This is a genomic window from Ruegeria sp. B10 (assembly GCF_056539825.1).
Genome location: NZ_JBQFVP010000011.1, coordinates 1 through 24,688, shown reverse-complemented (window position 1 = coordinate 24,688; position 24,688 = coordinate 1). Strand labels below are relative to the sequence as shown.

Genomic DNA, 24,688 nt, shown 5'->3' with positions numbered 1-24,688 from the left:
GCGCGCCAGAGAGGACGATTGCGGTCGCTTGCCCGCTTTTTCACAACAGCGCAAAAGCCCGGTCGCGGCAATTCCCGAGGGATCTGGACAGTGTGATACAGACAATGCGTTCCGGTACCCAAGCACTCCAGGAACGGTTCAGCGTGTCGTCGCGGATGCCTTTGCTGTGCATGGGCAGGTTGATCGCATGATCCGTCAGCGTGGCTGTCGTGGCGTGACCAATGCGATGGTCGCCGCAGATCATCCAGCTGTGCCCGTTGGTAGTGACGCTGAGAACGGATGCGCCAAGGCAATGGCCGGAAACGAATTCCCTGGAATCTCAGTTTCCGTATCTCCGGGCAAAAGCGCGGACTCCTTTATTGTCTGAATGCAATCAGTTTCAGAGGCGCAGCGTTGTGCCCGTACCTACATGACCTTAAAGATGCGCCAAGTGCTACAAGCGCACTAAAACCCACCAAACCGGTTCAACGCTGCTTTCGTTTGACCGATATAATGCAGCCAGAGTGTTTTGGATGCCGTGCTGGTACATCCCGTGCCATTGCGTCCACGTTTCCAAGGTGCCGCAACGCTCCGTTGTTAAGCAAGACACCTCGACCAGCATCATACCGTCGCTGTCCAAATCCGCTGGCAACGCATTCCCAGTTTTCCTTGGCCGCAGCGCTGCGGAATCTCGGTAGGTCGTGCGGGTCATGCCGTCCGGGTGTTGCTGCGACGTGATCGTGTTTCTTTGAATTGCTTTGGTGGGTTAAGTGGTGGGTCACTTGTGTTGAGCCAGGTTGCTGAACAGTGCCGGTTGTCGGCCTCGGCCTTGGGCGCATGATTGTCACGACGCCTTGTGGATTCTGATGTCCTGGGACGGCTACATGAGTTGCCGTGGGTCTTGGTGTCAATTGTGGAACCTGGCCAGGAACCGCTATGGGAACCTGATTGGGAGTCGGGGTTGGGACAAGCGGTGGCACAGCAGTTTGGCCGGTAGGCTGAGGCGGGATCTGACCAGGAACGGCGACTGGTATTTGGTTGGGTGTCGCTGTCGGCACAAGTGGCGGCACATTGGGTTGAGGCGGAACCTGGCCAGGAACAGCTATCGGAACTTGATTAGGAGTCGCGGTCGGAACTTGCGGCGGCACAGTAGCCAATGGCGGAACCTGATTGGGAACGGCTGTCGGAACCCGGTTTGGTGTCGGATTTGGCACTAAGGGCGGAGCTAAGGTCGGCGCTACGATCGGAGTTGGAACTTGCCCCGGAACCGCTATTGGCGTTGCGATCGGAACCCGACCGGGAATTGCGTTCGGGACCGCGCCCGGCACAAGGACAGGCACAGCAACGGACGTGGGCGTTTGCGGCGTTCCCCTTGGTGGCAACTGATTTGCCACCGGCTGCGTTGGACCGGTAATTTGATTGCCTACCCCTTGCCCACCGGCCTGCCCACATCCTTGGCTCGACTGGTGCGGATTCCCTACGCCACGGCACCACCCGAAATGATGTCCCTGTGCGACGACCTGCGTAGCGGCCAGTTCTGCAAACAAACAAGCTGCGGTAAGTAAAGCAATGCGGTTCCGTTTCATAACATCCTCACCAACTTGTTGTCAGAGCAAGATACGCGCCAGGATCTCCAGAGTCGGTCAAAGGGCCGTCTCTCAAAGGGACACCGACATATCCGGACAGGAATAGGTTTTGCTTAAACTCAATGTCCAAACCCAGACCTGTCGAGGCCAGTGTAGCATTATCAACTTCAAAACTCGCAGGGTCATTGTTCGAGATGTAGCCCACGTCGAAAAAGACAAAGGGCGTTAAGCGATGAATGCTTTGGGAACTTGGAAAGTAGGAGTGAGACACTTCGAAAATCGCGGAAATCCCGGAATCACCATCCACTTCGTCAAACCGATATCCACGCAAAGCATAACGATCACCAAGGAAGTACTCCTCGACCGAGGGCAGCCGGTCGGTGGTGTACTGCCCCCAAATCTCAGTGCGCCAAGCTGTGTTGGGCGACAAGCTCGTTAGCGGGCTTTCGTATCCAATGCCGCCCCGCAGATGCCAGAACGAAGAGTCTCCGTCGTCGAAATTCGCGTCTGTCGTGTCGTTGTCATTGTCACCAAAAGATAAGGTTATCCCCGCTTCCAGAGCTTGTCCTTTTGGATAGTTTTGGCCGTAGAGATATGTCAGGCCAACGACACTTGCGTCACTGGACAGTGGAACGCCACCACTGACTGAGTCCGCTTCGGAAATGCGATAATCCAGCAGAAGGTACCCATAGCGGGCCACATCGCGGATCACGGGATATCCCAACGCGACAGTGAAGTTCTCGCCATCAACATCTGTTCTTGCAAAATCCCCCGAGAGGTCACGTTTTGCGTTTATGTTTCCGTAGAAAATCTCACCGTACAGACCATTGCTGTTCAGCGGCGTGCGATAGGTAACAGCGCCCCACAAAGAGTGTTCGTCGTCTTTGTCCCAATTGTAGTTGCCTGACCCCTCAAATCGAAGCAAATCCCCGACGGTCAGCGTCGAATAAAATTCTTGTACGATATAGAAGCTGAGCGCTTCTCCAAGCTCACGCGGAGGGTTGTCAAGTGTCGCACTGCCGGCTTGTTTGCGCAGGGGCTCTCCCAATACCCTCAGCCGAGCACCAGCTTGATCCGGGTAATCAAGTTCGGTCGACACGTCCAAGTCGGGTATGTCCTCGGCCAGCATAACGGCCCGCTCAAATCGTTTGAGAGTTATTGGATATGCGGTGGTGAGGGGCCGAAAAATCTTTTCCAAGGTTTGGAACGTGCGCGTATCTACACCTTCAATTTCGATGGTTTGAATACGCCCTTCATCAACAATTATGCTCTGCCCATCGGGACCGGGCCAGGCCTCAGCCAAGAAGTAACCGTCTTCTCGGTAGATCTGCGTGATCGTTGATGCGACATCCGCCGCTGTGATGCGACCCGACCGATCAAAGGCCAACTGACCGGCAAAAGTTAGCAGCTCATCCGTATCATACACCGTTACGCCGCTGACAGAGTGCTGAGATGCTATGTCCCAAGTTTGGGCCATGCTGTATTTTGGGACGGATACAATAGCCACAAAAGTGCAGATGATCGCAAATACAACCGAGTTTGATACGGGCATTTTCCACAACCTTAGCATGATTGAGCAAGTTAAAGCCCAATCCTATTACGAGGTTAGAATGTCTGAGCTTACCGGTATTCAAATTTGATCACGACTGGTGCTTTCGAGATACACAGCGAGCAGACTACAATGCGCCTTCGTCGCCCAGGAACTCGATACCAGCCGTCGCGCCATCGGTGTAAGCAATACAATTCCAAGGAGCACGATCCTCACCAACACCGACAGTGACTTGTGTTCCAGCTTCGCTAAACGCGGACGAGAGCACAACGACTTGCGAATTGTTCGTTGTTTTGGCCACATCTCGCAAACACGCCTGCTGAGCGGGTGTGGGTTCGGCAGATGCGCCCGACGTACTCGTTTCGTCACATGCCGCAAGCAATGCAAACAAAGTTGTGCCTGCAATCATCACTGTCTTTTTAGTCATTTTTTTCTCCATCAGGGTCCTTCGAACTTAATGAATTTGGACACTCCTTTTTGAAGCGCCCGCTTCTATTCAGCCAATTGAGCACAGCTCGATCCGGTGCTTACCTATCCCAAAGATTTGTCGCCAACAGATTGGTCGGGAGAACGATATTGGGTTGATTGCCGGGGCCGATAACAACGGGGGTCAAATAAAGCTTAGTCGAATTCGCATGTTTGAATCTTATTTTTCATAAATCAACATTTTTTCCGCGCGTAAATTTCGCTACCTTATTGAAAGATAGGTTTTTGGCGTTCAAAAAATAGAAGGCGGGAAAACCCAGAAGGGCGAATGCGTGCTTTTGGGTCCGCGAGGCGTTCTGAGGCCGCACAGAAACGAAGAAAGGATTGAAAAATGGGATTTGGTGAAGCCGTTAAAACGTGTTTCTCGAAATACTTCCAGTTCTCCGGTCGGGCTATACGCTCAGAATACTGGTGGTTCTTCTTGTTTGTGGTTCTCGTGAGTGCGGCTTTAGCTGTGCTGGATACAATCATATTCGGGACCAACCCCGAAACCGGGCAGGGATCTCGGGTTCTTTCCTCTGTTTTCCAACTGGCCGTTCTCATACCAATGCTGGCCGCCGGTTGGCGGAGGCTACATGATACAGGTCGACCTGGCTGGTACTTGCTGCTGCCGATGGCGCTCAGCATTGTAACTCTTTTTGTTATGCTGGGTGGGGTGGCGTTCTTTTCGGTATTGGAGCAAGGGACCGAAAACCCCGATGCATTGCGAGGACCTGCGGCCGTTCTGGGTGTGACCGGTATTGTTGTTGTCTCAATTCTTCAATTGGTTCTGTCCATCCTGATGATCTGGTGGCTGACGCGACCTTCCCAAGAAGGCGCAAACGAATACGGCGCACCTGTTTCCTAACCTTGTTGCCCGGGTAACGGGCCGGAAACTCTGGCTGAATGACAATACGAACCACAACACCATGGAGAGAGACAATGAGTTTCAAAAAGATTTCCATTGGAACGCTGATGATGACAATGGCAACCACAGCATCAGCGGAGTGGTCGTTCAACTCCGGGCCTAACCCCAATGCTTTTATTCAGACCGGAAACATGACCCTGGAACTTCAGTGTAACCGTATCCGCTTTGCTCCGGCTGGATATGAGGACAGCCAGGATATTGTGGACAAGCAGGGGCTCTCCATTCGATTTTTGAAGAACGGCACGACCGAAGTTGGTGCATTTCAGGTTGGCGCAGAAAACGCTGTCGTGCAAATCGTCGATAATTACCCCGTAGAGGTCAGTTTCGATAGTCAGCAGGACTATGGTTTTATACTGGACCAACTTGCGGCCAATGCATCCGTTAGTCTGTCTATGATTGATCAAGATGTCAGCTACGGTCTCTTTGACTTGAAAGGTTCCAGCGCGGCAATTCGGTCCCTTCGTTCCGCCTGCGATTCAGGTGCTAGTCAAGGGGCCTCCTACGAACCCCCAGAAGGCATCGTCTATTGTGGTGGCGGAGCGGTAGAGCGAGTCATCGAACCCGTAATTTTGGACAACCCGGAGGGAGAATGGGACGCGCGAGTAACGGTCAACGGCGAGTCGATCAGAGCCATGACGGCCTACAGTTACTTCGGAAACTATGAGCCGCCCGCCGGATTTGTCGTTGCCCTGCTTGGGGAAGACAGATCCGAGTTTCTGATTTTTAGCGAAGGCTCGGCAAACTGGCTGGAATACGGGGACTACAGGTATGATCAATGCAATTGATTCCACCCTCCGATTGGCACCTTACTTTGTGTCCGAAGGCAGCTCACCGAAAAACAGTCGATAGTCTTTCGCAAACTGGCCCATATGCCAAAACCCGTGGCGGTTGGCAGCATCCGCTATTGAGCCATCGAAGGACCTGTTCAGCAGGTCCTCGCGAACCCGGTTCAGCCGGAGCCTCATGTAATATGACTTCGGGCCAAGGCCGAACTGTTCATTGAAGGCGCGGTCCAATGTGCGCCACGAAGCTGCGCATTCCGAGCAGATCTCTTCGATTGAGATCGGGTCCTCCAGATTGGCAAGCATCAGATCAATTGCGCGGCTCAGGGAGCGCCGTCTGGTCTCGGCTTGGCTTTTGTCAAAATGCGCGTCCGTATCGGTCAGGATCTTGAGGGCCTCAAGCATCAGCGCCTCTTCAGTGTCCTGAGACCAGTTGGCAGTTGCGTCGTTCAGCAACCGGACGACAGCCCCCTGCAGTCGCGCCATGCTGGCCAACCCCGCTTTGGTGCCCAATTTGCGGGCTTCCGGTTCGTCGCCCTCGATGTAAAACCCGCAGGTTTCGGCCAGCTTTTCTAGCCTTTCAGTTGCAAACGAAACAACGCTTCCTGAAAACCCTGCGGTCGTGATGCCATCAAAGCCATCCCGATCACCGAAGACCAGAAAGGCGCTGTCCGTGACGTCTTTGGCCTGCCACTTTTCGATTGCACCGCGCGTGGGGATGCCAAATGTCTTCCATCCGTCCGGCGAAACACCACGCTGGTGGACACGCTGGTTCATCGCGATGTTGAGGGCAGAGACAGCCTGTCCTGAACGCACGGTTATCGCCGTGGACAACCGCCCGGGATCGAGCTGCCGAAAGTCGATCTCCCAGGGCGTGAGCTCTCCGATTCTGTTTGGATGATCAAGAGATAGGGCCATCGCCGGTGACGCTCCGTCCCAACCGGACGGCGCCGCGTTTCGCATATTTGGCGAATTCTTGATGTGGTCCACCCCCAGATCCTGACAGTTTACCGGTAATGTAACGAATTCGATAGGTGGAATGTCAAGTGAAGCCGGAGTCTTCAAGCGATACGATAATGGGCCGCCCTCGGCTACCGAAGGGGGATGCCCGATCCGAACGTGTGGTGACGTTCCTGACGCCTTCGGAACATTGCCAGCTTTCAGAGCTGGCAAAACAGTCAAATCAATCCCTTTCCGCAAAATGCCACGAACTGATCGTTCAGGCGTTGGAATCTACGAGTGTCAAAAGGAGGTCCGAGAGTGACTAAAGCCTTAGGTAAGACCAGTGTCGCAGCCTGTTTGTTTGCCATGCTGGGCGTCATGCCTGCAAGCGCGCAGCAAGAGGCGATCGTTCATGATGGTGAGTTCGAATTCCTGCGGGCCCAGTTCGGGGATCAATGGGACGCGCAGGATGCTGAGATTGAGGCTAGGTTGGCCGAGATCCGCGAGGCCAATGACGGCAAGCCTCCGAACTTTCTGTATATTCTTATCGACGACATCAGCTTCGGCCAGATGGGCGAGCGCAAGATGAACTATGTGATGGGGATCGAGACCCCCAATATCAACGACTTCGCCAGTGAAGGCATGTCGCTGATGCGCATGTATACGGAGCCCTCCTGCACGCCAACACGCACGGCCATGCTGACCGGTCGGCACCCGATCCGGGCCGGAGTGGAAGAGGTTAAGGTTGCCCTGGTCGGCGAGGGACTGCCCGCAAGCGAGGTTACCCTGCCGGAGATCCTGAAACAGGCTGGTTACAACACGTCGCATGTAGGGAAGTGGCATCAGGGCGATATCGAAGAAGCCTATCCGCACAATCAGGGCTTTGACTACGCGGTTTTTCCGCTGCACCAGCAGGTTCAACTCAGCCTGATGACCCGCGAGGCCATGGAGGCCAACAACATGCTGGGATATCACTCCTCGGGGCAGAACAACCAGTTTCTGCTGGATGAACGGTTCAAGCCCTACGGTCTGGTCACCGGTGTCGAGGCACAGGCAGGCGGCACCGCGCGCGAAGTTGACATGGAAGCGGGCGAAGAGTGGACGCAGGCCAAATACGAACAGATGAACGAACGCTATCAGGCGCAGGCACTGGAGCAGCTTGAACAAGTCGCCGCGCAGGATGAGCCGTTTTTTCTGCAATACTGGCCGCTTTACCCGCTGAACTTCGCCTACCCGGATCAGGCGCTTTCGCGGAACGGCGGCTTCCATGCCGACAAGCTGCAACTGCTCGACGGCTGGATCGGAGAGGTGCTGGCCAAACTGGATGAGACCGGCGAGGCCGACAACACCATCGTCATGATCATGGCGGACAACGGGTTGATGTATCACTACGAGGGGACCTCGGGCCTGAACCAGTTGATCTATCGCGGCGGCAAGACCCAGCATCTTGAGGGCGGTGTCCGCACCGATGCCTTCATCCGCTGGCCCGGAGTGATTGAAGCCGACAGCGCTGCCGGTGACATCTTTCACGTCTCGGATATCTACACGACGATGGCCCGCATCGCAGGGGCGACGGATTTCATCCCGCGCGACCGGGTGATTGACGGCATCGACCAGACCGCCTTGCTGCTTGAGGGTGAGGGCAATGGCCGCCGCGACTACGTGTATGTCTATGAGGGGCCGGTTCTGCGTTCGGTCGTTAAGCAAGAGTTCAAGATGCATCTGCCCGCGCCCGGCGCCCCCGGGGCCGCAGCGCCGACCTATAACGTCTATCGCGACCCCCGCGAAGAACACCCGCTGGTTGGATACTCTCTTTGGGCCGGTGCCTCGTTCCAAGATATGATTAAGCGCCATCAGAAAATGATCGCTAAATATCCAAACTCCGAGATCGGCAAGGATATCCCCTATGGCGGCATCGAAAACCTGCGCCCTGAAAGCCAAGAGGCACGCGAGGTGTTCATGAACTGGCAAGAATAGCCTTCAACGACGCGCTCTTCGGGGCGCGTCGATCACAGTCCCGCTCGAAACAGCAATGGAGAGAGACATGAGACTATTCAGATCTATCGGTGCTGCGACCCTGCTGTTTGTCGCCGGTACCTTTCATCCTGTTCTTGCAGCCGAAGATCGTGCCATCCCGCTAGAGGGTGTCTTGAATACACGCGATCTGGGTGGCCTGGAAACACAGGACGGTCGCACCGTACGGGCAGGGCAGCTAATCAGATCCGGTGAGATCGACCAGATCAGCGCAAACAGCATGCAGCGCCTGGACGACATGGGTGTCAGCGCAATCGTTGATTTGCGAACAACGTCCGAGGCAACGGCGCATCCCGCGCAATGGCCTGAAGGAGAGGGACCCGCGCGCCATCATTTCCCGGTGATGGAGAATGAAAGCCAGATGATTGATGATATGCGTGCCAGCATCAAGGCGGGCACGGCAACCGAAGCAGAAACAGATGGTTTGTTCTTAGGGGCTTTTGGCTATATCGCAACTGACTACACCGAAGAGTATCGCGATCTGTTCGACGTGTTGCTGGACCAGCCGGAGGGTGAGGCAGTTCTGTATCATTGTTCAGGCGGCAAGGATCGTACCGGTGTCGCGACCGCGCTCGTCCTGACAGCGCTTGGTGTTTCCAAAGACGAGATCCAATCGGATTTCATGATGAGCAATGCGCTCAAGGACGCGGACAACAAGGCCCAGCAGATCGCGGCCGAGGTCAATGCGGCCGAAGGGACAAATATGACGCCGGAAGCAGTCTGGCCATCGTTGGGGGTGCGAGAGGCCTATCTTGATGAGTTCTACAAGAGCGTTGAGGCAAGCTATGGCTCGGTCGACGACTACCTTCGCCAGGGGCTGGGGCTGACGGATGCGGATTTTGACACCCTACGCAACCGGTATCTGAACTGAGCCAGCCGCAAAAAATCACTTGTGAAAACAATCGGTCGAAGGCTGGCGGTTTCGGACACCAAAACCGTGCGAAGCAAGCGTTCGTACCAGATGCCAGCCAATGGGTTTCCACCACAAAGGGTCTCAGGTACGGTTCTGCAAAACAAAACCCAGAGGAGGAAGAAATGCTGCGCTTTATGCCTTTGGCTTGCATCGCGATGGTGGGTTTTTTCCACCTTTCAAACAGTTCAACTGCCAACGCACAGAACTTTTTGGACAAAGTGACAGAAGGGGTTTCTGATGCGGCCAAAAAGGTTGGGGATGTCGCTGAATCGGCAGGCGAGACCGTACTGCATGCGACGGACGGGGCGACTGCGTCTGAGATCGACGCCAGTGTAGATGCAGCACTCGGGCAACTTCTCGCGAACTCCCCTGAAGCGGCGGAATTGTCCAACAAAGCAGTAGCAATTTTGGTTTTTCCCAGGATCACCAAAGGCGGCCTGATGGTTGGAGGTCAGTTTGGAGAGGGCGCGATGCGGGAAAACGGCGTCACGACCGGGTACTACAATATTGCCGGTGCGTCCTATGGTTTTCAGGCTGGTATTCAGCATTTCTCTTACGCTCTGTTTTTCCTCAACTCCGACGCCCTTGCCTATATGCAGAACAACGATGGGTGGGAGGTCGGCAGTGGCCCCACGCTCGTTGGCGGTGACGAAGGCTGGTCGGCCTCGATGGGAACAAACGATCTGCAGGGCGACATCGTGCCAATCATCTTTGGGCAAGAAGGGCTTATGGCAGGCGCCGGTCTTCAGGGTACAAAGATCACCAAGATCGAAAAGTGAACTACTGGGTGACTGCGTCACACAAGCAAGGTTCGCTCATTTCTTGATACGAGGCACCCATGGCCTCTGTTCAAATAGTCCCGTTTGATCCGTCACGAGGGTCGCCTGCTTTCCGTCCTAAAACCTGACGACCTGGACAGATCAACTCAAAGCGCGTCTCCGGTCTATGGCTTTGGCGCTTGGTTGAGGTCTTTGAACATGAAGGTTGTCGCCTCCAGTGTGGGTTCGAACGGGTTGCGGCAGTAGTTCGGAATCTCTCCTGCTGTTTGAAAGCCAAGACCTTGGTAGAGAATCCGCGATGGGTCGGTGCTGCGTGTATCGAGCACCAGCATTGTTCTACCCAGCTCAGATGAGCGAGCGAAGAGCGCGTTCATCAAGCTGCGCCCAAGGCCTTGGCGTCGGGCGTCTGGATGGACCAAAAGCTTGGCGACATCGGCGCGGTGCGGCTGATTGGGCATTGAGGCCGGAATCAACTGTACCGTCCCACGGATACGCCCTCCGCTTTCCGCAACAAACAGGTCCAAGGCTCCTGCGCGCAGTTCAGGGCGAACGCGAGTCTCCCAATAGCGCTGGGCGTCTGCGTGGTGGAACGGCAAGATGAACCCGATACTCGCGCCCGCATGTACGCAACCATGCAGGATGTCGGTCAAGTCCTTTAGCGCCGCGTCGAAGGTGGCATCGGTTAGTCGTGATATCATATCAGTACCAGCATGTAGCGCGCGCCTCGGGTGGCGCCGGTTTCAAATTGTGTCGGGCCGGACAGATGGTATCGCAGGCAGTCACCTCCACCGAGCGAGTGCGCTGTTCCGTCCACGGTGAGCTTCAGGCTTCCATCCAGAACGATGAGGTGGTGTTCCTGCCCCGGTTTCGGAGGCGTTTCGTACCGAACCACCGTATCCGGCGGCAGGTGGCATTCCAGCACCTCACCGCTCAATCCGGTTGAAGGGGGTGAGACGGATCGGCGCGTGAACCCCGTTTCTGGATCGCTCCATTCGGGTTGCCGTTCAAACGGGACCTTGGGGTCGAAACTGTCCTCGACCATCATCAGCAAACGCGACATTGGCAGACCATACGCGGCGCAAAGTCGGCCGAGTGTTTCTGCCGTCGGGCTGACCCCAGCCTTTTCCATACGCGAAAGGGTTGCCCGGCTGACGCCGCTACTGTCCGCCAGCTGATCCAATGACCAGCCACGGCTTTGGCGCAGCTCCTTCAGGCGGATGGCAAGGCGGCTTGAGAGGGAATCTAACATTGATCAATTGTGAGAATAGTTTCCGTATGTGAGAATAATAGCTATGAAATACAATATTGCAAAATAAAAAGGGCGCGAAATTTACCGCGCCCTTTGTACTTCTTGAGTTTGGAGGCGTCTTACTTCCAGCCAACCTCGTTAAAGGTTTTCTGCGCTTCGGGCAGGTTCTTGGCGACGGCCGACAGATCAACATCGTCTGCTTTGAAATCGCCCAGCTCGGCCACGGACTCGGAAACCGCGACGCCCTCAACCGTTGGGTATTCGTCGTTGCCGGCCGAGAAATACTGCTGCGCCTGATCGCTTGCCAGATATTCCAAGAACTTGATGGCGTTATCCTTGTGCGGCGCATTTGCGGCAACACCGCCACCCGACAGGTTCACATGCGCGCCATTGCCGTCCTGATCCGGGAAAACCCAGCCGATCACGTCACGCTCGGCCGAGACGCCATCGACGTCTTTCCGGATCGCGCGGGAAAAGTAGTAGGTGTTGGACACGGCAAGGTCACACTCACCTGAGACGACGCCGCGCAGCTGGTCGGTGTCACCGCCTTGCGGGTCACGCGCCATGTTGGCCACTACGCCTTCGGCCCAGGTTTTGGCGGCTTCGGATCCGGCGTTTTCGATGATCGAGGCCAGCAGGGTCTGGTTGTAGACATTGGTGCTCGAGCGGATGCACAGCTGGCCCTTGTATTTGGGGTCTGCCAGATCAGCATAGGTCTGCGGCGGCTCGGAGACTGCTTTTTTGTTGTAGAAAATGATGCGCGCCCGCTGCGAGAAACCGAACCACTGGTTGTCGCTGTCCTGAAGGTTCGACGGGATACGCTCTTCCAACACGGCGCTGTCGATTGTCTGCAGCACGCCCGCGTTCTTCGCGCGCTCAAGACGCGAGGTGTCGACGGTCAGCAGAATATCAGCGGGGGAGTTCACGCCCTCGGCTTCCATGCGCGCGATCAGCTCGTCTGCTTTGCCTTCGATTCGGTTGATGGTGATGCCGGTTGCATCCTCGAAATCCGAATAGAGGCGCTCGTCGGTGTCGTAGTGGCGCGACGAATAGATGTTCAGCTCGCCTTCTGCTGCTGCGGATGTGGCGACCATGGCTGCAAGGCCAGCCGCGATACAGGTCGTGGATTTAAACATGATTGCTCCCAACATTGAGTATTCCACCGGGGTAAACCCGAGTTAAACACTCAATTAACGCATTGGATTTGGTTTGCAAGCGAAACCCGACAAAAATCGTGCGACATATGGGGCGCTTTGGTTAGCGACGCTGAACGAAGCCAACAGGCACAAAAAAAACCGCACCCAAAGGCGCGGTTCTTTCGAAGAGATATGTGCAGTTCTTAGCCCTGGCGAGCTTTGAACTTGCGCTGCGTCTTGTTGATCACGTAGACGCGGCCTTTGCGACGCACAATACGGCAATCACGGTGCCGGTTCTTGAGCGAGCGGAGCGAGTTCTTGACCTTCATGGGTCTGTCTCCAATCTGCGGCGCCTTCATCAAAGACGTGGCCAGCGCCTGGGTTTGTCGGGTGCCTCGGCGAGCCGAAGCAGTGAATAGATGGTGGGCGGTACAAGGATCGAACTTGTGACCCCTTCGATGTCAACGAAGTGCTCTACCGCTGAGCTAACCGCCCACGTCCCTTTGCGTGTCCTGCCCCTTAACGAAATGGGGCGCGGATACCCGCGCCGGTAGCGGGGTCTATAAAAGGAGTCGCAAAGGGGTTCAAGGGGTTTGGAAGAACTATTTTCCAGTCTATGTTAATCCTGAACACGGAGAGACCATGAAGAACCCTTCCTATTTTCTGGATATGCCCGAAAACCGCAGTTCATGCGTTGTTTTTTCATCGCCGCATAGTGGCCGTGACTATCCAGAGGCGTTTCTGAAGCGCTCGGTTTTGGGGTCTGATGTGATTCGATCCTCGGAAGATGCCTTTGTGGATCAGCTCTTTGCCTCGGCCTCGGATTTTGGGGCGCCGTTGATCAAGGCGGCGATGCCACGGGCTTATCTGGACCTTAACCGCAGCGCGGATGAGCTGGACCCGGCCTTAATTCAAGGGGCCAAACGGCAAGGGCACAATCCGCGCGTGGCCTCGGGGCTTGGGGTGATTCCCCGCGTGGTGGCAAATGGGCGTGCGATTTATCGTGGCAAACTGACCATGGATGAGGCGCGCCTGCGCATCGACACCTATTGGCGCCCCTATCACAGCCGCCTCAAGGCCTTGCTGGCAGAGTCACATGCGAAATTCGGGCAGGCGATTCTGGTCGATTGCCATTCGATGCCGCATGAGGCGGTGGCCATGGCCAGCACCGCGCGCAACACACGCCCCGAGATTGTGCTGGGCGATCGTTTCGGTGCATCGGCATCAACTGAGATCGTGGACCGAATTGAGTCTGCCTTTACCTCGACGGGATTGGTCGTTGCGCGGAACGCGCCCTTTGCCGGGGCTTATGTGACCCAAACCTACGGTCGCCCCGGTCGGCAACGACATGCGATTCAGGTTGAGATCGACCGCTCAATCTACATGAACGAAGACACGATCTCTCCCAAAGCCAATTTCATGGCTTTCTCCAAGATACTGCGGCAAGTGATCGCCGAGATTGCCGAGATCGGTTCCGAACCGCAGCGGCTGGCGGCGGAATAGGCGTTACCGCAGCGCGCGGCCTTTCACGATTGCATCACTTCCAAACCGTTTGCGAATCTCATCCGTGGCGCGCTCGGCCTGAGACCTGCGCGTCGCGTTAGGGTCCAGTAAGTCGCCTGAGATATCCGCCTGATCTGCCGGGCACAGATCCGACAACCCGCATCCCAACAGACGATAGGGACCCTGATCTCCCACCTGATCAAACAGCCCGCGCGCCGTTCTATAGATGCGATCCGCGATCTGTGTTGCATCGCGCAGCGATACGCGGCGTGTGATGATCTTATGATTGGACTTTTTCAACTTAAGCGTCACCACCCGGCCTGCCAGATCCTTGGCCTTGGCCCGGTCCGAGACCTTCAGCGCCATGCGCCACAGATGCCCATCCAGAATCTCGAGGTTTGAGGTGTCTTCAAAAAACGTGGTTTCGTTGCTGATCGACTTCATCGGTTCATGGGCCGATACCCGGCGCTTGTCCTGACCGCGCGCCAGATGCCACAGGCGATATCCCATCGATCCAAACCGCGCGGTCAGCGCCTCCTGATCCCAGCGCAGAAGGTCCGAGAAGGTACGGATCCCCGCGCGCTCCAGCGATTCCTGCGCTGCCGGGCCGATGCCCCAGATCAGCCTGACGGGTTTGTCGTGCAGGAAGTCAGCCGTCTCTGCTTTCCCGATCACGGAAAACCCCCGCGGCTTGTCGAGGTCCGAGGCGACCTTGGCCAGAAACTTGTTGTGGCTTAACCCGATGGAGCCGGTCAGCCCCAGCTCATCCTTCATGCACTTGACCAGACGCGCCAGCATCACCGCTGGCGGCGCGCCATGCAGACGTTCGGTGCCGGAAAGATCAAGGAAAGCCTCGTCCAGCGACAAGGGTTCGACCTTGGGTGTCAGTTCATCCATCATCGCACGGATCTGACGGGATACCTCGGCGTAGACTGACATGCGCGGTTTGATCACCACGGCGTCCGGACACAGTTGCAGCGCTTTGAACATCGGCATGGCCGAGCGCACCCCTCGGATACGCGCCACGTAACAAGCGGTTGAGACGACCCCGCGTCTCCCACCGCCCACAATCACTGCCTTGTCTGCCAATTCAGGATTGTCGCGCTTTTCAACCGAGGCATAGAACGCATCACAATCCATATGCGCAATCGACAGGTCAAACAGCTCGGGGTGCGATTTCAGCCGCGGGCTACCGCAGGACGGGCATCGCGGCGCGTCCGGGAAACTGGTCAGGCATTCGCGGCAGATCGTGGGCATGGCTACTTTTCCCGACCCGAAAAGGGTGGCTCCGGGTGTTCGAAGCTGTAGTGTCTATCGGCTTTCGTGAGAACGCAACAGAGGCTTCGACAGTCTTCAGAAATCTGGCGGTTTGAGCAGAGAGTTGGACTGTCAAGAAAACCCCCCGCTTGGGGCGGGGGGAAGGTAACGAACCACAGGAAGAGGTAGTTCGTTGGGGAGTAACTCCGCCCCAGAATCGCTCAAAACGCTATATTTAGATAGGTGGCCGCGTTTTTCCCTAAAACTTGTGCTGAGTTTGTGTGTTTTCGGGCACAGGGGGAAATCAGGGGAATATTCCCAACGTTGACCTAAGGTAAAGAAATCACTGCTGTTTCGGAGATCTGAGGCGTTGAATGCCCGTCCGCGATCAACGGCGTGTCAATGATTTTAACTCGGCCAGAACGGCCTCGGCTGCGGCTTTCGGGTCCTCCGCCTGATAGATCGGACGCCCGACAACAATATGATCCGCCCCATCTCCGATCGCACTGGCCGGCGTTGCGACGCGTTTTTGATCGCCCAGAGCAGCCCCGGCAGGGCGCACGCCCGGTGTCACGATCAACCGGCCCTCGGCCTGGGGCAGGGCGCGGATCAGCGCGGCCTCTTGCGGGCTGGCGATCACGCCATCGGCCCCGGCCTCCAGCGCTTTGGTCGCGCGCTCAACCACCAGATCCTGCACATCGCCTGCTTTCAACAGGCTGGCATCCAGATCGTCGCGGTTCAGTGAGGTCAAGATGGTTACCGCGAGGATTTTAAGGTCCTTGCCGGAGGCACCCTCCTTTGCCGCGCGTACCACATGCGGGTCGCCATGAACGGTCAGGAAATCCAGATCGAACTGCGCTAGACCACGGACAGCGTTTTCTACCGTGTTGCCGATGTCGAACAGCTTCATGTCCAGAAAGATGCGCTTGCCATGGTCCTGTTTCAGCTCATTGGCCAGAGCCAGACCACCGCCCGTCAGCATTCCCAGCCCGATCTTGTAGAACGAGACCGCATCACCCAACCGTTCGGCCATCGCCAAACCTTGCAGAGCGTTCGGGACGTCAAGGGCTACGATCAGGCGGTCATCGGACATGTTGGGTCTCCTTGCTGGCAAACGTCTGCCTCCTAGCGGGTTCGGGCGCAACTGTCCATGCAGGTCCGTCCAATCGAAAGAGGATGATCTGTGTTACAGTGGCTCAAATCGATCAATAGCTCACATGAAGGGACAGAAGATGAGAAAGCTTGCCTTGCTGGGAGTGGCGCTGATGATGGGCGCCTGCGATGAACCCGCCTCAGGCACATCTGACACAGGCGCGGCGCCCGCGCCGACCAATGACAACCTTCCTCTGGTCCGGGGCTACCGATCCGAGGATGATTGGTGCCAGCTTACAGGTGAGAGCGCCTTTACCGTCGAATTTCTGGATCACACCGCCGATCTTGTCTCGTGCCCGACCGGCAGCAGCGCTGAAAAATCCTTGGTCGAGACATATACGTTAGAGCCGGTGGCGCAAACCGGCGGCTATTCGGTATACTCCATTCCGCGTGGCTGACGGCGTCTGCCCACCCATGCTGCATTCGCCGCAATCAGGGCGATTCCGGACAGTTCCAGAAGCCAGTTCATTCGGATCGACATGATCTCGGCACCCAGAAAGGCATCGAAGTTGTGAAACCCGGCGGCGCGGATCAGCACAAAGCAGATCAGGGTGACAAAGCCGATCAGGGCGATGCCGACCTCTCGCAAGTTTTTACGAAGGAACCAGAGGCTGACAAGTGAGACCCAGAAGCCGCTGAACACGACCACAATGATAAAGCCGATCTGGACCGACCTGCGATCCTCGTACCAACCTTGCATCTGCGATAGGCAGCGGGCGCTGGCCGTAAGCGCGGACTGCAGATCCAGCTGTTTATTTACCATCAGCGCAAACAGCAGCAGCGCAAGGATCAGCCAAAACCACCGGACGTGGGAATTGCGCCTTGCGCGCAGGCACAGGAGCGCGGCAATACCGTATGCGGCAACCGTGAGCCAACCGATCACGCTTGGGTCGCCAATAGTGGGCGACCATTGTTCTGCAATGCAGCTGCGCAACGCAGTGGCTGAGATCATAAAGGCGCGCTCCTAAGACGGTTTTTTCGCAATTGACCGAGATTATTCAGGTTCCCAGCATGCATCATGTTATTCTGCCAAGACAATCTTGAATACACGCCGACATTACCCAAATTGAATGTGAGGCCTCAATCGACGCGTGCCGCCAAGCGGGCGCATCAAAACGGGGCGCTTGAGAAAAGGAGAATGCTATGGACTTGAACAAGTTCACCGAGCGGGCACGGGGATTCGTGCAGGCCGCGCAGACAATTGCGCTGCGCGAGGGGCACCAGAGACTGGAGCCCACACATATACTTAAGGCATTGATGGACGATGATCAGGGGCTGGCGAGCAACCTGATCACCCGCGCGGGCGGCGCGCCGAAACGCGTGGTTGAGGCCTTGGACGCCGCGATGGGGAAAATCCCGAAGGTCAGCGGTGACGCGAGCCAGATTTACATGGATGGCCAGACCGCCAAGGTTCTGGACGAGGCTGAGAAGATTGCCACCAAGGCGGGCGATAGCTTTGTGCCCGTGGAACGGGTGCTGATGGCTCTCTGCATGGTCAAATCCAAAGCCAAGGACGCTTTGGAGGCCGGGGCCGTTTCCGCTCAGAAACTGAACGAAGCCATCAATGATATCCGTAAGGGTCGCACCGCGGACACCGCGTCGGCGGAAGAGGGCTATGACGCGCTCAAGAAATATGCGCGCGATCTGACTGAGGCCGCGGCCGAGGGTAAGATCGATCCGATCATCGGACGGGATGAGGAAATCCGACGCTCGATGCAGGTTCTGTCGCGCCGCACCAAGAATAACCCGGTTCTGATCGGTGAACCCGGTGTCGGTAAAACCGCGATTGCCGAGGGTATGGCCCTGCGCATCATCAACGGTGACGTGCCGGAATCGCTGAAAGATAAGAAGCTGCTCGCGCTTGATATGGGTGCGCTGATAGCTGGTGCGAAATACCGGGGCGAATTCGAAGAACGCCTCAAGGCGGTGCTGACCGAGGTTACCGAGGCCGCCGGGGAAATCATCCTGTTCATCGACGAGATGCATACGCTGGTCGGCGCCGGTAAATCCGACGGCGCGATGGATGCGGCCAACCTGATCAAGCCTGCGCTTGCCCGGGGTGAGCTGCATTGTATTGGCGCGACCACGCTGGATGAATACCGCAAATACGTCGAAAAAGACGCGGCCCTTGCGCGCCGCTTCCAGCCTGTTGTTGTGGCTGAACCGACGGTCGAGGATACGATCAGCATTCTGCGCGGCATTAAGGAAAAGTATGAGCTACACCATGGCGTGCGCATTTCCGACTCGGCGCTGGTCTCGGCTGCGACGCTCTCGCATCGCTATATCACTGACCGCTTCTTGCCCGACAAAGCTATCGACCTTGTTGATGAGGCGGCATCGCGGTTGCGGATGGAGGTGGACTCCAAGCCGGAAGAGCTCGATCAGTTGGATCGCCAGATCCTGCAGATGCAGATCGAGGAAGAAGCGCTGAAGCTTGAGGATGACGCGGCCTCGAAGGATCGTCTGGACACCCTGCAAAAGGATCTGGCCGATCTGCAGGAGCAATCGGCTGAGATGACTGCCCAGTGGCAGGCCGAACGTGACAAGCTCGCGGGTGCGCGTGATCTGAAAGAACAGCTCGACAAAGCCCGTGCTGACTTGGAAATCGCCAAACGCGAAGGCAATCTGGCAAAAGCCGGTGAGCTGTCCTACGGCATCATCCCCGAGCTTGAGAAAAAGCTGACCGAGGCTGAAAACGCCGAAAGTAACGCCATGATGGCCGAGGAAACGGTGCGCCCGGAACAGATCGCATCCGTGGTCGAACGCTGGACCGGCATCCCGACCGCCAAAATGCTGGAAGGGGAGCGCGAGAAGCTGCTGCGGATGGAAGACGATCTGCACTCCCGTGTGATCGGCCAGGATGCCGCCGTGACCGCCGTGTCCAACGCCGTGCGCCGCGCGCGCGCGGGCCTGAACGACGAGAACCGCCCGCTGGGCTCGTTCCTGTTCCTCGGGCCCACCGGCGTAGGTAAAACCGAACTGACCAAGGCCGTAGCGAACTTCCTGTTCGACGACGACAACGCGATGGTTCGCATCGATATGTCCGAGTTCATGGAGAAACACGCGGTTGCCCGTCTGATCGGTGCCCCTCCGGGCTATGTCGGCTACGATGAAGGCGGTGTGCTGACCGAAGCGGTGCGGCGCAGGCCCTATCAGGTCGTGTTGTTTGATGAGGTCGAAAAGGCGCACCCGGATGTGTTCAACGTGCTGTTGCAGGTTCTGGACGATGGCGTTCTGACCGATGGTCAGGGTCGTACCGTGGACTTCAAGCAGACGCTGATCATCCTGACGTCGAACCTCGGCTCTCAGGCGCTGAGCCAACTGCCCGAAGGGGCCGACAGCGCGCAGGCGCGGCGGGATGTGATGGATGCGGTCCGGGCACATTTCCGGCCCGAATTCCTAAACCGACTGGACGAGACGATCATCTTTGACAGGCTCAAGCGGGCCGATATGGATGGCATCGTCGATATCCAGATGGCGCGTCTGCAAAAACGTCTGGCCACTCGCAAGATCGAGCTGGTTCTGGACGAGGGCGCAAAACAGTGGCTTGCCGATGAGGGCTATGACCCGGTCTTCGGTGCGCGCCCGCTGAAGCGTGTGATCCAGCGCGCTTTGCAGAACCCCTTGGCCGAGGCGCTGCTGGCCGGTGAGATCAAGGATGGCGAGACCGTCCCCGTCACCGCTGGCGCTGAGGGCTTGATCATCGGCGACCGGCTGGGCACCTCAGACCGGCCCCGCCCGGATGATGCCGTAGTGCATTGATCTATTGGAAAAAAGGCCCGCTTTTTTGCGGGCCTTTTTTGAAATTCCGATCAGCCGGTCATTTCGTTCAACTTTGCAGCCGCTTTGTATACTCGCTTACGGCGTGCTTCGGAGCGGATTTTCCTTCGGTACCAAACGATCAAAACCCCAGTGGCTGTGAAAAATAGTGTAACTGCCGGTAGCGTCTGGGTTTTCACCAATTCCATCGTTGCCGCCAGTACAAACAAATTGAAAGCTGTCGATCTGAGGAGTCGCAAACTGTAGTCGTTCTGAGAAAAACTTTCACTGGCCTCTGGGAATTTCAGGTAAAAATACGACGAGTCCCCCCACTCTTTTACGTGCTCATCTTCGGAAAAACGAAAAGTAAGTTTCTTGTGCCAGGCATTCTCTAAAAATGCAGTTAGGCCGTCTATCACAGCACCAATCGAATAGCACCATGCAATGAATGTGACCGTCGCCAGTATTTCCACCTCGCTTACTTCGTTGAGAAATGCACTCGCATCATTCATGCTCAGGTCGAAAATAAGCAAAAGCCATAAAGTACTTTGAAATCCAATAATCAGGATTTCAATTCGAAGCGTAGTTGTATTCACAGCAAATCTCTATCGCATTTATCTATTTTAGTTGGCCGCGAACCAAGAATACACATTGTGTGGCACTGGCCAAGTCAAAAACTTTATATTTTTAAATGGGTTGCATTGACTATGTCGATTTCGGCTTCGATTTGCATGACCGGTAATCGCAGAAATTTGTTTGTGCCCACCCAAACAGGCGGGCACTGTTCCGCTTATTCTTTAAACTAAAGCGAAAATCCGGGCCGGGCCTCCAGTGCCGCCTTTGTGCTTGGGCGCTCCTATCACCAGTGTAGCCCCGGCGGCTGGGACGCGGTCGAGATTGGCCAGACACTCGATCCCGAACCGGCCGGTGGGCAGCCAGGCGTAGTGTGTGGCGAAATCGGCGGACATGCCGTGATCCAGCGACAGCGTGTCGACCGCCATGGATCGCGCTCCGGTTTCCTCCATCAGCATCTGGGCGGCCTCTACGTGGAAGCCGGGATAGTGCTGTGCTTCTCCGTCGAAATTGCGAAACTCGTCGGTCGCCGTTTTTCCACCCCAGCCGGAATGCATGGCGACGCAGGCGCCGTCGGGGATGTCTCCGTTCGCCGCGATCCACGCCTTGAGGTCATCAGGCGTCACGCGGGTATCGGCGTCTTCGGCGGCACGGGCCGCGATATCCACAACACAAAGCGGCGCAACCAGGTCCGTCACCGGGATCTCATCGACTGAGGTTCCGTCGGCCGAGAAATGCAGGGGCGCATCGATATGGGTGCCGGTATGCTCGTTGATCGACAGGTTGAACAGGTTGAACCCGTGATCCCCGAAGTTGAACGCCTGTTCGGCGGAGACGCCCGGCTCACCTCCCCATGTTGGAAACTCGGGGCTAAGGGTGTGGGTCATATCCTCGACCCCGCCATGCCCTGCGGCCAATGCCGCCGGAGTACGCGCGCCCGTTGCGGCGGCTGCCACGCCAGTGGCTGCGGCGGCTTTGAAGAAGCTCCGCCGGGACAGCATCTTGTCTTTGACGGCATTCATTACGCAGATATCACACATTCGGTATCCTCCCTGATGGGTGGCAGGGTCGGGCGACCGGTGTCGCGGACCGTACCACCTATCAGGCAGAGTGCCGCGCTGACCCCTTCTGTGTAAAGGGTGCCGTCTGTTAAGGCGCGCCGGGCGTCCTAGCGGAACTCACGGCTTTTGCGCAGGGCACGCAGCTCTTCCGAACTCATTTTTGGGCCTGAGCTGGTCGTGGGCTGCGGTGCGGGTTGAATCAATGTCTCAGTGCTTGGAGCCTTGCGCACGGCACCACCGCTGAGGCGCAGATAAGCCAGAACCCCGCCAGCGCATTGATAGCTGAAGGCCCAGCTAGCCAAAAGGACATAGGCCACGACCGTTGCAATCATCGGCGCAGTGACTGAAAACGGGGCCGCTCCGGTCGTCATCTCGCCGATCAATTGAATGTCGTCGACCAGAGTGCTCGGACCGTAGATTGCGGTAAGTCCAACGATAAACAGAGCAAAGAAAAAGATAGCACCGACAAAGCTGATCGCCACCACGGCGAAAAGCTGCAGAAAGAAAGCACCGAAATGGTTGAAAGGGGTATAAGGGCGGCCATTGGGGTCCCGCCCGATCGAGGCCGCCGCAATCGGCACCAGAAACCCGGCCCTTAGCGCGCAGATCGCCGCAAAAAGCAGGATCACAACACCCGAGAACATCGTGATATGCACGGGTGTCAGGGTTGCAAAGAACGCGGCCGGGTCCTCGGGAACGCCGCCCCCTACGCTGACAGCACCGACGGCGAGCGCGGCGATTAGGGCGGCGGCCACACTGATCCCAATGGCTTCGACGGCGCCGTAGATGACCGCTGGAAAGACAAACTTGCGGTAACTGTTACTCGGAGAAACCTCGTAGGCCTGCAGGCCCAAACGGCTGCCGACCAGCATCGGGATGACGCCTGAGGATGCGCCTACAAAAAACGAAATCAAAACCGACAGTCCCGGAATGAGCAGCCCGATCAGCGCGCTCAGTATTCCGCCTATCAACCCGTAGACGATAAGCGCGACCAGCAGGACGGGAAAGACAATAATATAGCGCCACAAAACGGACAGCGAAAAAGGAAAGGCCTGAAATACGAGCACGGGATCAACTCTGATCAACTATTGGATGATTCCCGCATACCTAATTGAGACTGTTAGAACCAGCCGCCCAAAACGCATTAGTCGCGGGCTGACGCAGTTGCGTTACAGTCTGTTCGCTCAATCGTGACGCCTGTTTCCTTGGCTCTGTGCTATCAGCGGACTACCTCACTCTGAGGCGGATTCACTACGGAGACCCAAATGGCGCATCGCTGGACCAACACTTTGACACATGCCGACGTCACCCCAAGGGCGGCGTTTTTGAACCGGCGGCAGGTTATGGCCGGGCTGGCAGGTGTCGGGCTGACCGCGATGGCCCGCCCCGCAGCCGCGCAAGAAGCGCTGGAGCCGAACACCTGGGAAGAGATCACCAGCTACAATAACTTCTACGAGTTCGGCACCGGCAAAGACGATCCGGCCAAATATGCCCATACACTCGTGACCGAACCTTGGAGCATTCAGATCGACGGTCTGGTCGATCGCCCCGGCACCTATGACTTCAAGGACATAATGTCCGAGATGACAGTCGAAGAACGCATCTACCGCTTCCGCTGTGTCGAGGCCTGGTCGATGGTGATTCCGTGGAACGGGTTCGAACTGGCCGACTTGTTCAATATGGCGGGTGTGCAGGAGGGCGCGAAATACGTAGCCTTTGAAACCGCCTACCGTCCGGATGAGATGCCCGGAACGCGCTTCCCGATTCTGGAATGGCCCTACCGCGAGGGTCTGCGTTTGGATGAGGCGATGCACCCGCTAACCATCATGGCGACAGGCATCTATGACCGTTCGATCCCGAACCAGAACGGCGCTCCGCTGCGGTTGGTGGTGCCCTGGAAATACGGGTTCAAGTCGATCAAGTCGATCGTAAAGATCACTCTGACCGAGGATGAGCCGCCCACCAGTTGGAACATGTCCGCACCGCGCGAGTATGGCTTCTATAGTAATGTGAACCCGAATGTGGACCATCCGCGCTGGTCTCAGGCGTCTGAGCGTCAGATCGGCGGCGGTCTGTTTGCCAAGCGTGTCCCGACCCTCATGTTCAATGGCTATGAACAAGAGGTCGCCAGCCTGTATGAAGGTATGGACCTCAAGGAATACTATTGAGCCATGCAAGCAGTGAACCAGGCCATACGCAAGATTCCCGTTTGGGCGGTCTATCTGGCTGGGGCCCTTCCGGCCCCTTGGTTCCTGTATCTTGCGCTCACAGGGGGGCTCGGGGTCGAGCCGATCACAGCGCTCGAACATAAGTTGGGGGAGCTGGCCCTGCAGCTGCTCATTCTTGGCCTGGCAGTGACCCCTCTGCGCCAGCATCTTGGCTTGAACCTCATGAAGTTCCGCCGAGCGATCGGCGTGCTGGCCTTTGCATATGTTGCGCTGCACCTGCTGGTCTGGCTGGTGCTGGACGTTCAGCTGCTTGGCCAGATTTGGGCTGATATCCTCAAGCGGCCCTATATCACTGTCGGCATGGCAGGGTTCATTCTCTTGCTGCCTTTGGCGGTGACATCGAACAATTGGTCGGTGCGAAAACTTGGCCCGCGCTGGCGCAAGCTGCACAAACTGGTCTATCCGGCCGTTCTGCTTGGCGGGATCCACTATGTGATGTTGGCGAAGGGTTTCCAGCTAGAACCGCTTCTCTATCTCGCCGCGATCATAGGGCTGCTGCTAGCGCGTCTGCCGATACCAGGCCTGCTGACTCGGCTGAGGCAGGCCGATTCCGCGTAGGTTCTGACCGAGTCTGTGGGTAACTGTGTGGACAATGATCTGGTGGCAGCGATTCCGAATAGTCGGGGCGGCGATTGGGGTTGTCTGCGCGGTATCCGCCTTCATTAAGTTTATGTTTTTGTGTAACAAAATGGGGTATCCGAATTTTTCTTCGCTTTTTTGCTTTTTCCGCTTGCGGCCTTCTGCGCTAAACCTTAGAACCCCCTTCACCGGCGCTGCTGAGGCGCTGGGGCGCTGCTGAGGCGGCGGGGACGC

Annotated in this window: 24 protein-coding genes and 1 tRNA gene; 10 read left to right on the top strand and 15 right to left on the bottom strand. The window is 56.8% G+C overall.

Going from position 1 to position 24,688, the window contains the following annotated elements; genetic code table 11:
* Nucleotides 1-40 precede the first annotated feature (40 nt).
* From ACR0J4_RS15775 to ACR0J4_RS15765, 3 genes are all read right to left on the bottom strand, one after another.
* Nucleotides 41-244 carry a hypothetical protein gene (locus ACR0J4_RS15775; RefSeq protein WP_170550039.1) on the bottom strand — a complete coding sequence of 68 codons (204 nt, stop codon included), beginning with the start codon at nucleotides 242-244 and terminating at the stop codon, nucleotides 41-43.
* 1,328 nt (nucleotides 245-1,572) lie between these two features.
* Entirely contained in the window at nucleotides 1,573-3,117 is a 1,545-nt protein-coding gene (locus ACR0J4_RS15770; RefSeq protein WP_170643614.1) for a ShlB/FhaC/HecB family hemolysin secretion/activation protein, read from the bottom strand.
* Between the two features lie 124 nt (nucleotides 3,118-3,241).
* Entirely contained in the window at nucleotides 3,242-3,553 is a 312-nt protein-coding gene (locus tag ACR0J4_RS15765; protein WP_480668731.1) for a hypothetical protein, read from the bottom strand.
* Between the two features lie 378 nt (nucleotides 3,554-3,931).
* Between ACR0J4_RS15765 and ACR0J4_RS15760 the strand changes: the two genes are divergently transcribed.
* Together ACR0J4_RS15760 and ACR0J4_RS15755 are read left to right on the top strand one after the other, a co-directional pair.
* Entirely contained in the window at nucleotides 3,932-4,447 is a 516-nt protein-coding gene (locus ACR0J4_RS15760; protein WP_170641590.1) for a DUF805 domain-containing protein, read from the top strand.
* Nucleotides 4,448-4,521: 74 nt separating this feature from the next.
* Nucleotides 4,522-5,292 carry a hypothetical protein gene (locus tag ACR0J4_RS15755; protein WP_170643615.1) on the top strand — a complete coding sequence of 257 codons (771 nt, stop codon included), beginning with the start codon at nucleotides 4,522-4,524 and terminating at the stop codon, nucleotides 5,290-5,292.
* A gap of 21 nt (nucleotides 5,293-5,313) precedes the next feature.
* Here the strand turns inward: ACR0J4_RS15755 and ACR0J4_RS15750 are convergent, their stop codons facing one another.
* Nucleotides 5,314-6,207 (bottom strand): helix-turn-helix domain-containing protein, encoded by an 894-nt coding sequence (locus ACR0J4_RS15750; RefSeq protein ID WP_170643616.1) that lies wholly within the window; start codon nucleotides 6,205-6,207, stop codon nucleotides 5,314-5,316.
* Between the two features lie 342 nt (nucleotides 6,208-6,549).
* Between ACR0J4_RS15750 and ACR0J4_RS15745 the strand changes: the two genes are divergently transcribed.
* The 3 genes from ACR0J4_RS15745 to ACR0J4_RS15735 all read left to right on the top strand — a co-directional run bounded on the left by ACR0J4_RS15745 (nucleotide 6,550) and on the right by ACR0J4_RS15735 (nucleotide 9,957).
* The gene (locus ACR0J4_RS15745; RefSeq protein WP_480668730.1) at nucleotides 6,550-8,208 is read left to right on the top strand and encodes a sulfatase-like hydrolase/transferase; all 1,659 of its coding nucleotides are present in this window, start codon (nucleotides 6,550-6,552) and stop codon (nucleotides 8,206-8,208) included.
* Nucleotides 8,209-8,275: 67 nt separating this feature from the next.
* The gene (locus tag ACR0J4_RS15740) at nucleotides 8,276-9,136 is read left to right on the top strand and encodes a tyrosine-protein phosphatase (protein ID WP_170643617.1); all 861 of its coding nucleotides are present in this window, start codon (nucleotides 8,276-8,278) and stop codon (nucleotides 9,134-9,136) included.
* Nucleotides 9,137-9,300: 164 nt separating this feature from the next.
* Nucleotides 9,301-9,957 (top strand): lipid-binding SYLF domain-containing protein, encoded by a 657-nt coding sequence (locus ACR0J4_RS15735; protein ID WP_480668729.1) that lies wholly within the window; start codon nucleotides 9,301-9,303, stop codon nucleotides 9,955-9,957.
* A gap of 164 nt (nucleotides 9,958-10,121) precedes the next feature.
* On the opposite strand, the gene ACR0J4_RS15730 is transcribed toward ACR0J4_RS15735, so the two are convergent.
* From ACR0J4_RS15730 to ACR0J4_RS15710, 5 genes are all read right to left on the bottom strand, one after another.
* Nucleotides 10,122-10,655, bottom strand: coding sequence for a GNAT family N-acetyltransferase (locus tag ACR0J4_RS15730; RefSeq protein ID WP_170643618.1), 534 nt, complete (start codon nucleotides 10,653-10,655; stop codon nucleotides 10,122-10,124).
* Nucleotides 10,652-11,206: a helix-turn-helix transcriptional regulator gene (locus tag ACR0J4_RS15725; protein ID WP_170643619.1), complete on the bottom strand. Its 555-nt coding sequence runs from the start codon at nucleotides 11,204-11,206 to the stop codon at nucleotides 10,652-10,654. Before ACR0J4_RS15725 ends, ACR0J4_RS15730 begins: the two co-directional genes overlap by 4 nt.
* A 119-nt stretch (nucleotides 11,207-11,325) precedes the next feature.
* A complete protein-coding gene (locus tag ACR0J4_RS15720; protein WP_170550012.1) occupies nucleotides 11,326-12,342 on the bottom strand; it encodes a Fe(3+) ABC transporter substrate-binding protein in 1,017 nt (338 codons plus the stop codon).
* A gap of 203 nt (nucleotides 12,343-12,545) precedes the next feature.
* Nucleotides 12,546-12,671, bottom strand: a complete 126-nt coding sequence (gene ykgO, locus ACR0J4_RS15715; RefSeq protein ID WP_008755722.1) for a type B 50S ribosomal protein L36 — start codon at nucleotides 12,669-12,671, stop codon at nucleotides 12,546-12,548.
* Nucleotides 12,672-12,762: 91 nt separating this feature from the next.
* A tRNA-Val gene (locus ACR0J4_RS15710) sits at nucleotides 12,763-12,837 on the bottom strand.
* 147 nt (nucleotides 12,838-12,984) lie between these two features.
* On the opposite strand from ACR0J4_RS15710, the gene ACR0J4_RS15705 reads away from it, so the two are divergent.
* Nucleotides 12,985-13,845, top strand: coding sequence for an N-formylglutamate amidohydrolase (locus ACR0J4_RS15705; protein WP_170643620.1), 861 nt, complete (start codon nucleotides 12,985-12,987; stop codon nucleotides 13,843-13,845).
* 3 nt (nucleotides 13,846-13,848) lie between these two features.
* Here ACR0J4_RS15705 and ACR0J4_RS15700 read toward each other — a convergent pair whose 3' ends face one another.
* A complete protein-coding gene (locus ACR0J4_RS15700; protein ID WP_170643621.1) occupies nucleotides 13,849-15,102 on the bottom strand; it encodes a DNA polymerase IV in 1,254 nt (417 codons plus the stop codon).
* Nucleotides 15,103-15,490: 388 nt separating this feature from the next.
* On the bottom strand, nucleotides 15,491-16,195 hold the full coding sequence (gene pyrF / locus ACR0J4_RS15695; RefSeq protein WP_170643622.1) for an orotidine-5'-phosphate decarboxylase: 705 nt from the start codon (nucleotides 16,193-16,195) through the stop codon (nucleotides 15,491-15,493).
* Nucleotides 16,196-16,334: 139 nt separating this feature from the next.
* Here pyrF and ACR0J4_RS15690 point away from each other — a divergent pair, with 139 nt between their 5' ends.
* Nucleotides 16,335-16,652 carry a hypothetical protein gene (locus tag ACR0J4_RS15690; protein ID WP_170641755.1) on the top strand — a complete coding sequence of 106 codons (318 nt, stop codon included), beginning with the start codon at nucleotides 16,335-16,337 and terminating at the stop codon, nucleotides 16,650-16,652.
* On the opposite strand, the gene ACR0J4_RS15685 is transcribed toward ACR0J4_RS15690, so the two are convergent.
* Entirely contained in the window at nucleotides 16,622-17,206 is a 585-nt protein-coding gene (locus ACR0J4_RS15685; protein ID WP_170641757.1) for an isopropylmalate isomerase, read from the bottom strand. The two genes, ACR0J4_RS15690 and ACR0J4_RS15685, sit on opposite strands and share 31 nt — an antisense overlap.
* A gap of 191 nt (nucleotides 17,207-17,397) precedes the next feature.
* Between ACR0J4_RS15685 and clpB the strand changes: the two genes are divergently transcribed.
* Complete coding sequence (clpB, locus tag ACR0J4_RS15680) at nucleotides 17,398-20,016, top strand: ATP-dependent chaperone ClpB (protein WP_170549998.1); 2,619 nt, start codon at nucleotides 17,398-17,400, stop codon at nucleotides 20,014-20,016.
* 50 nt (nucleotides 20,017-20,066) lie between these two features.
* Here the strand turns inward: clpB and ACR0J4_RS15675 are convergent, their stop codons facing one another.
* From ACR0J4_RS15675 to ACR0J4_RS15665, 3 genes are all read right to left on the bottom strand, one after another.
* Nucleotides 20,067-20,609: a hypothetical protein gene (locus ACR0J4_RS15675; RefSeq protein WP_170549995.1), complete on the bottom strand. Its 543-nt coding sequence runs from the start codon at nucleotides 20,607-20,609 to the stop codon at nucleotides 20,067-20,069.
* Nucleotides 20,610-20,810: 201 nt separating this feature from the next.
* Nucleotides 20,811-21,626, bottom strand: a complete 816-nt coding sequence (locus ACR0J4_RS15670; RefSeq protein WP_170549992.1) for a cyclase family protein — start codon at nucleotides 21,624-21,626, stop codon at nucleotides 20,811-20,813.
* Between the two features lie 128 nt (nucleotides 21,627-21,754).
* On the bottom strand, nucleotides 21,755-22,714 hold the full coding sequence (locus ACR0J4_RS15665; RefSeq protein ID WP_170643623.1) for a hypothetical protein: 960 nt from the start codon (nucleotides 22,712-22,714) through the stop codon (nucleotides 21,755-21,757).
* Between the two features lie 198 nt (nucleotides 22,715-22,912).
* Between ACR0J4_RS15665 and msrP the strand changes: the two genes are divergently transcribed.
* Together msrP and msrQ are read left to right on the top strand one after the other, a co-directional pair.
* Nucleotides 22,913-23,815 (top strand): protein-methionine-sulfoxide reductase catalytic subunit MsrP, encoded by a 903-nt coding sequence (gene msrP / locus ACR0J4_RS15660; RefSeq protein WP_170643624.1) that lies wholly within the window; start codon nucleotides 22,913-22,915, stop codon nucleotides 23,813-23,815.
* Between the two features lie 3 nt (nucleotides 23,816-23,818).
* Nucleotides 23,819-24,433: a protein-methionine-sulfoxide reductase heme-binding subunit MsrQ gene (gene msrQ / locus ACR0J4_RS15655; RefSeq protein WP_170549983.1), complete on the top strand. Its 615-nt coding sequence runs from the start codon at nucleotides 23,819-23,821 to the stop codon at nucleotides 24,431-24,433.
* Nucleotides 24,434-24,688: the final 255 nt, after the last annotated feature.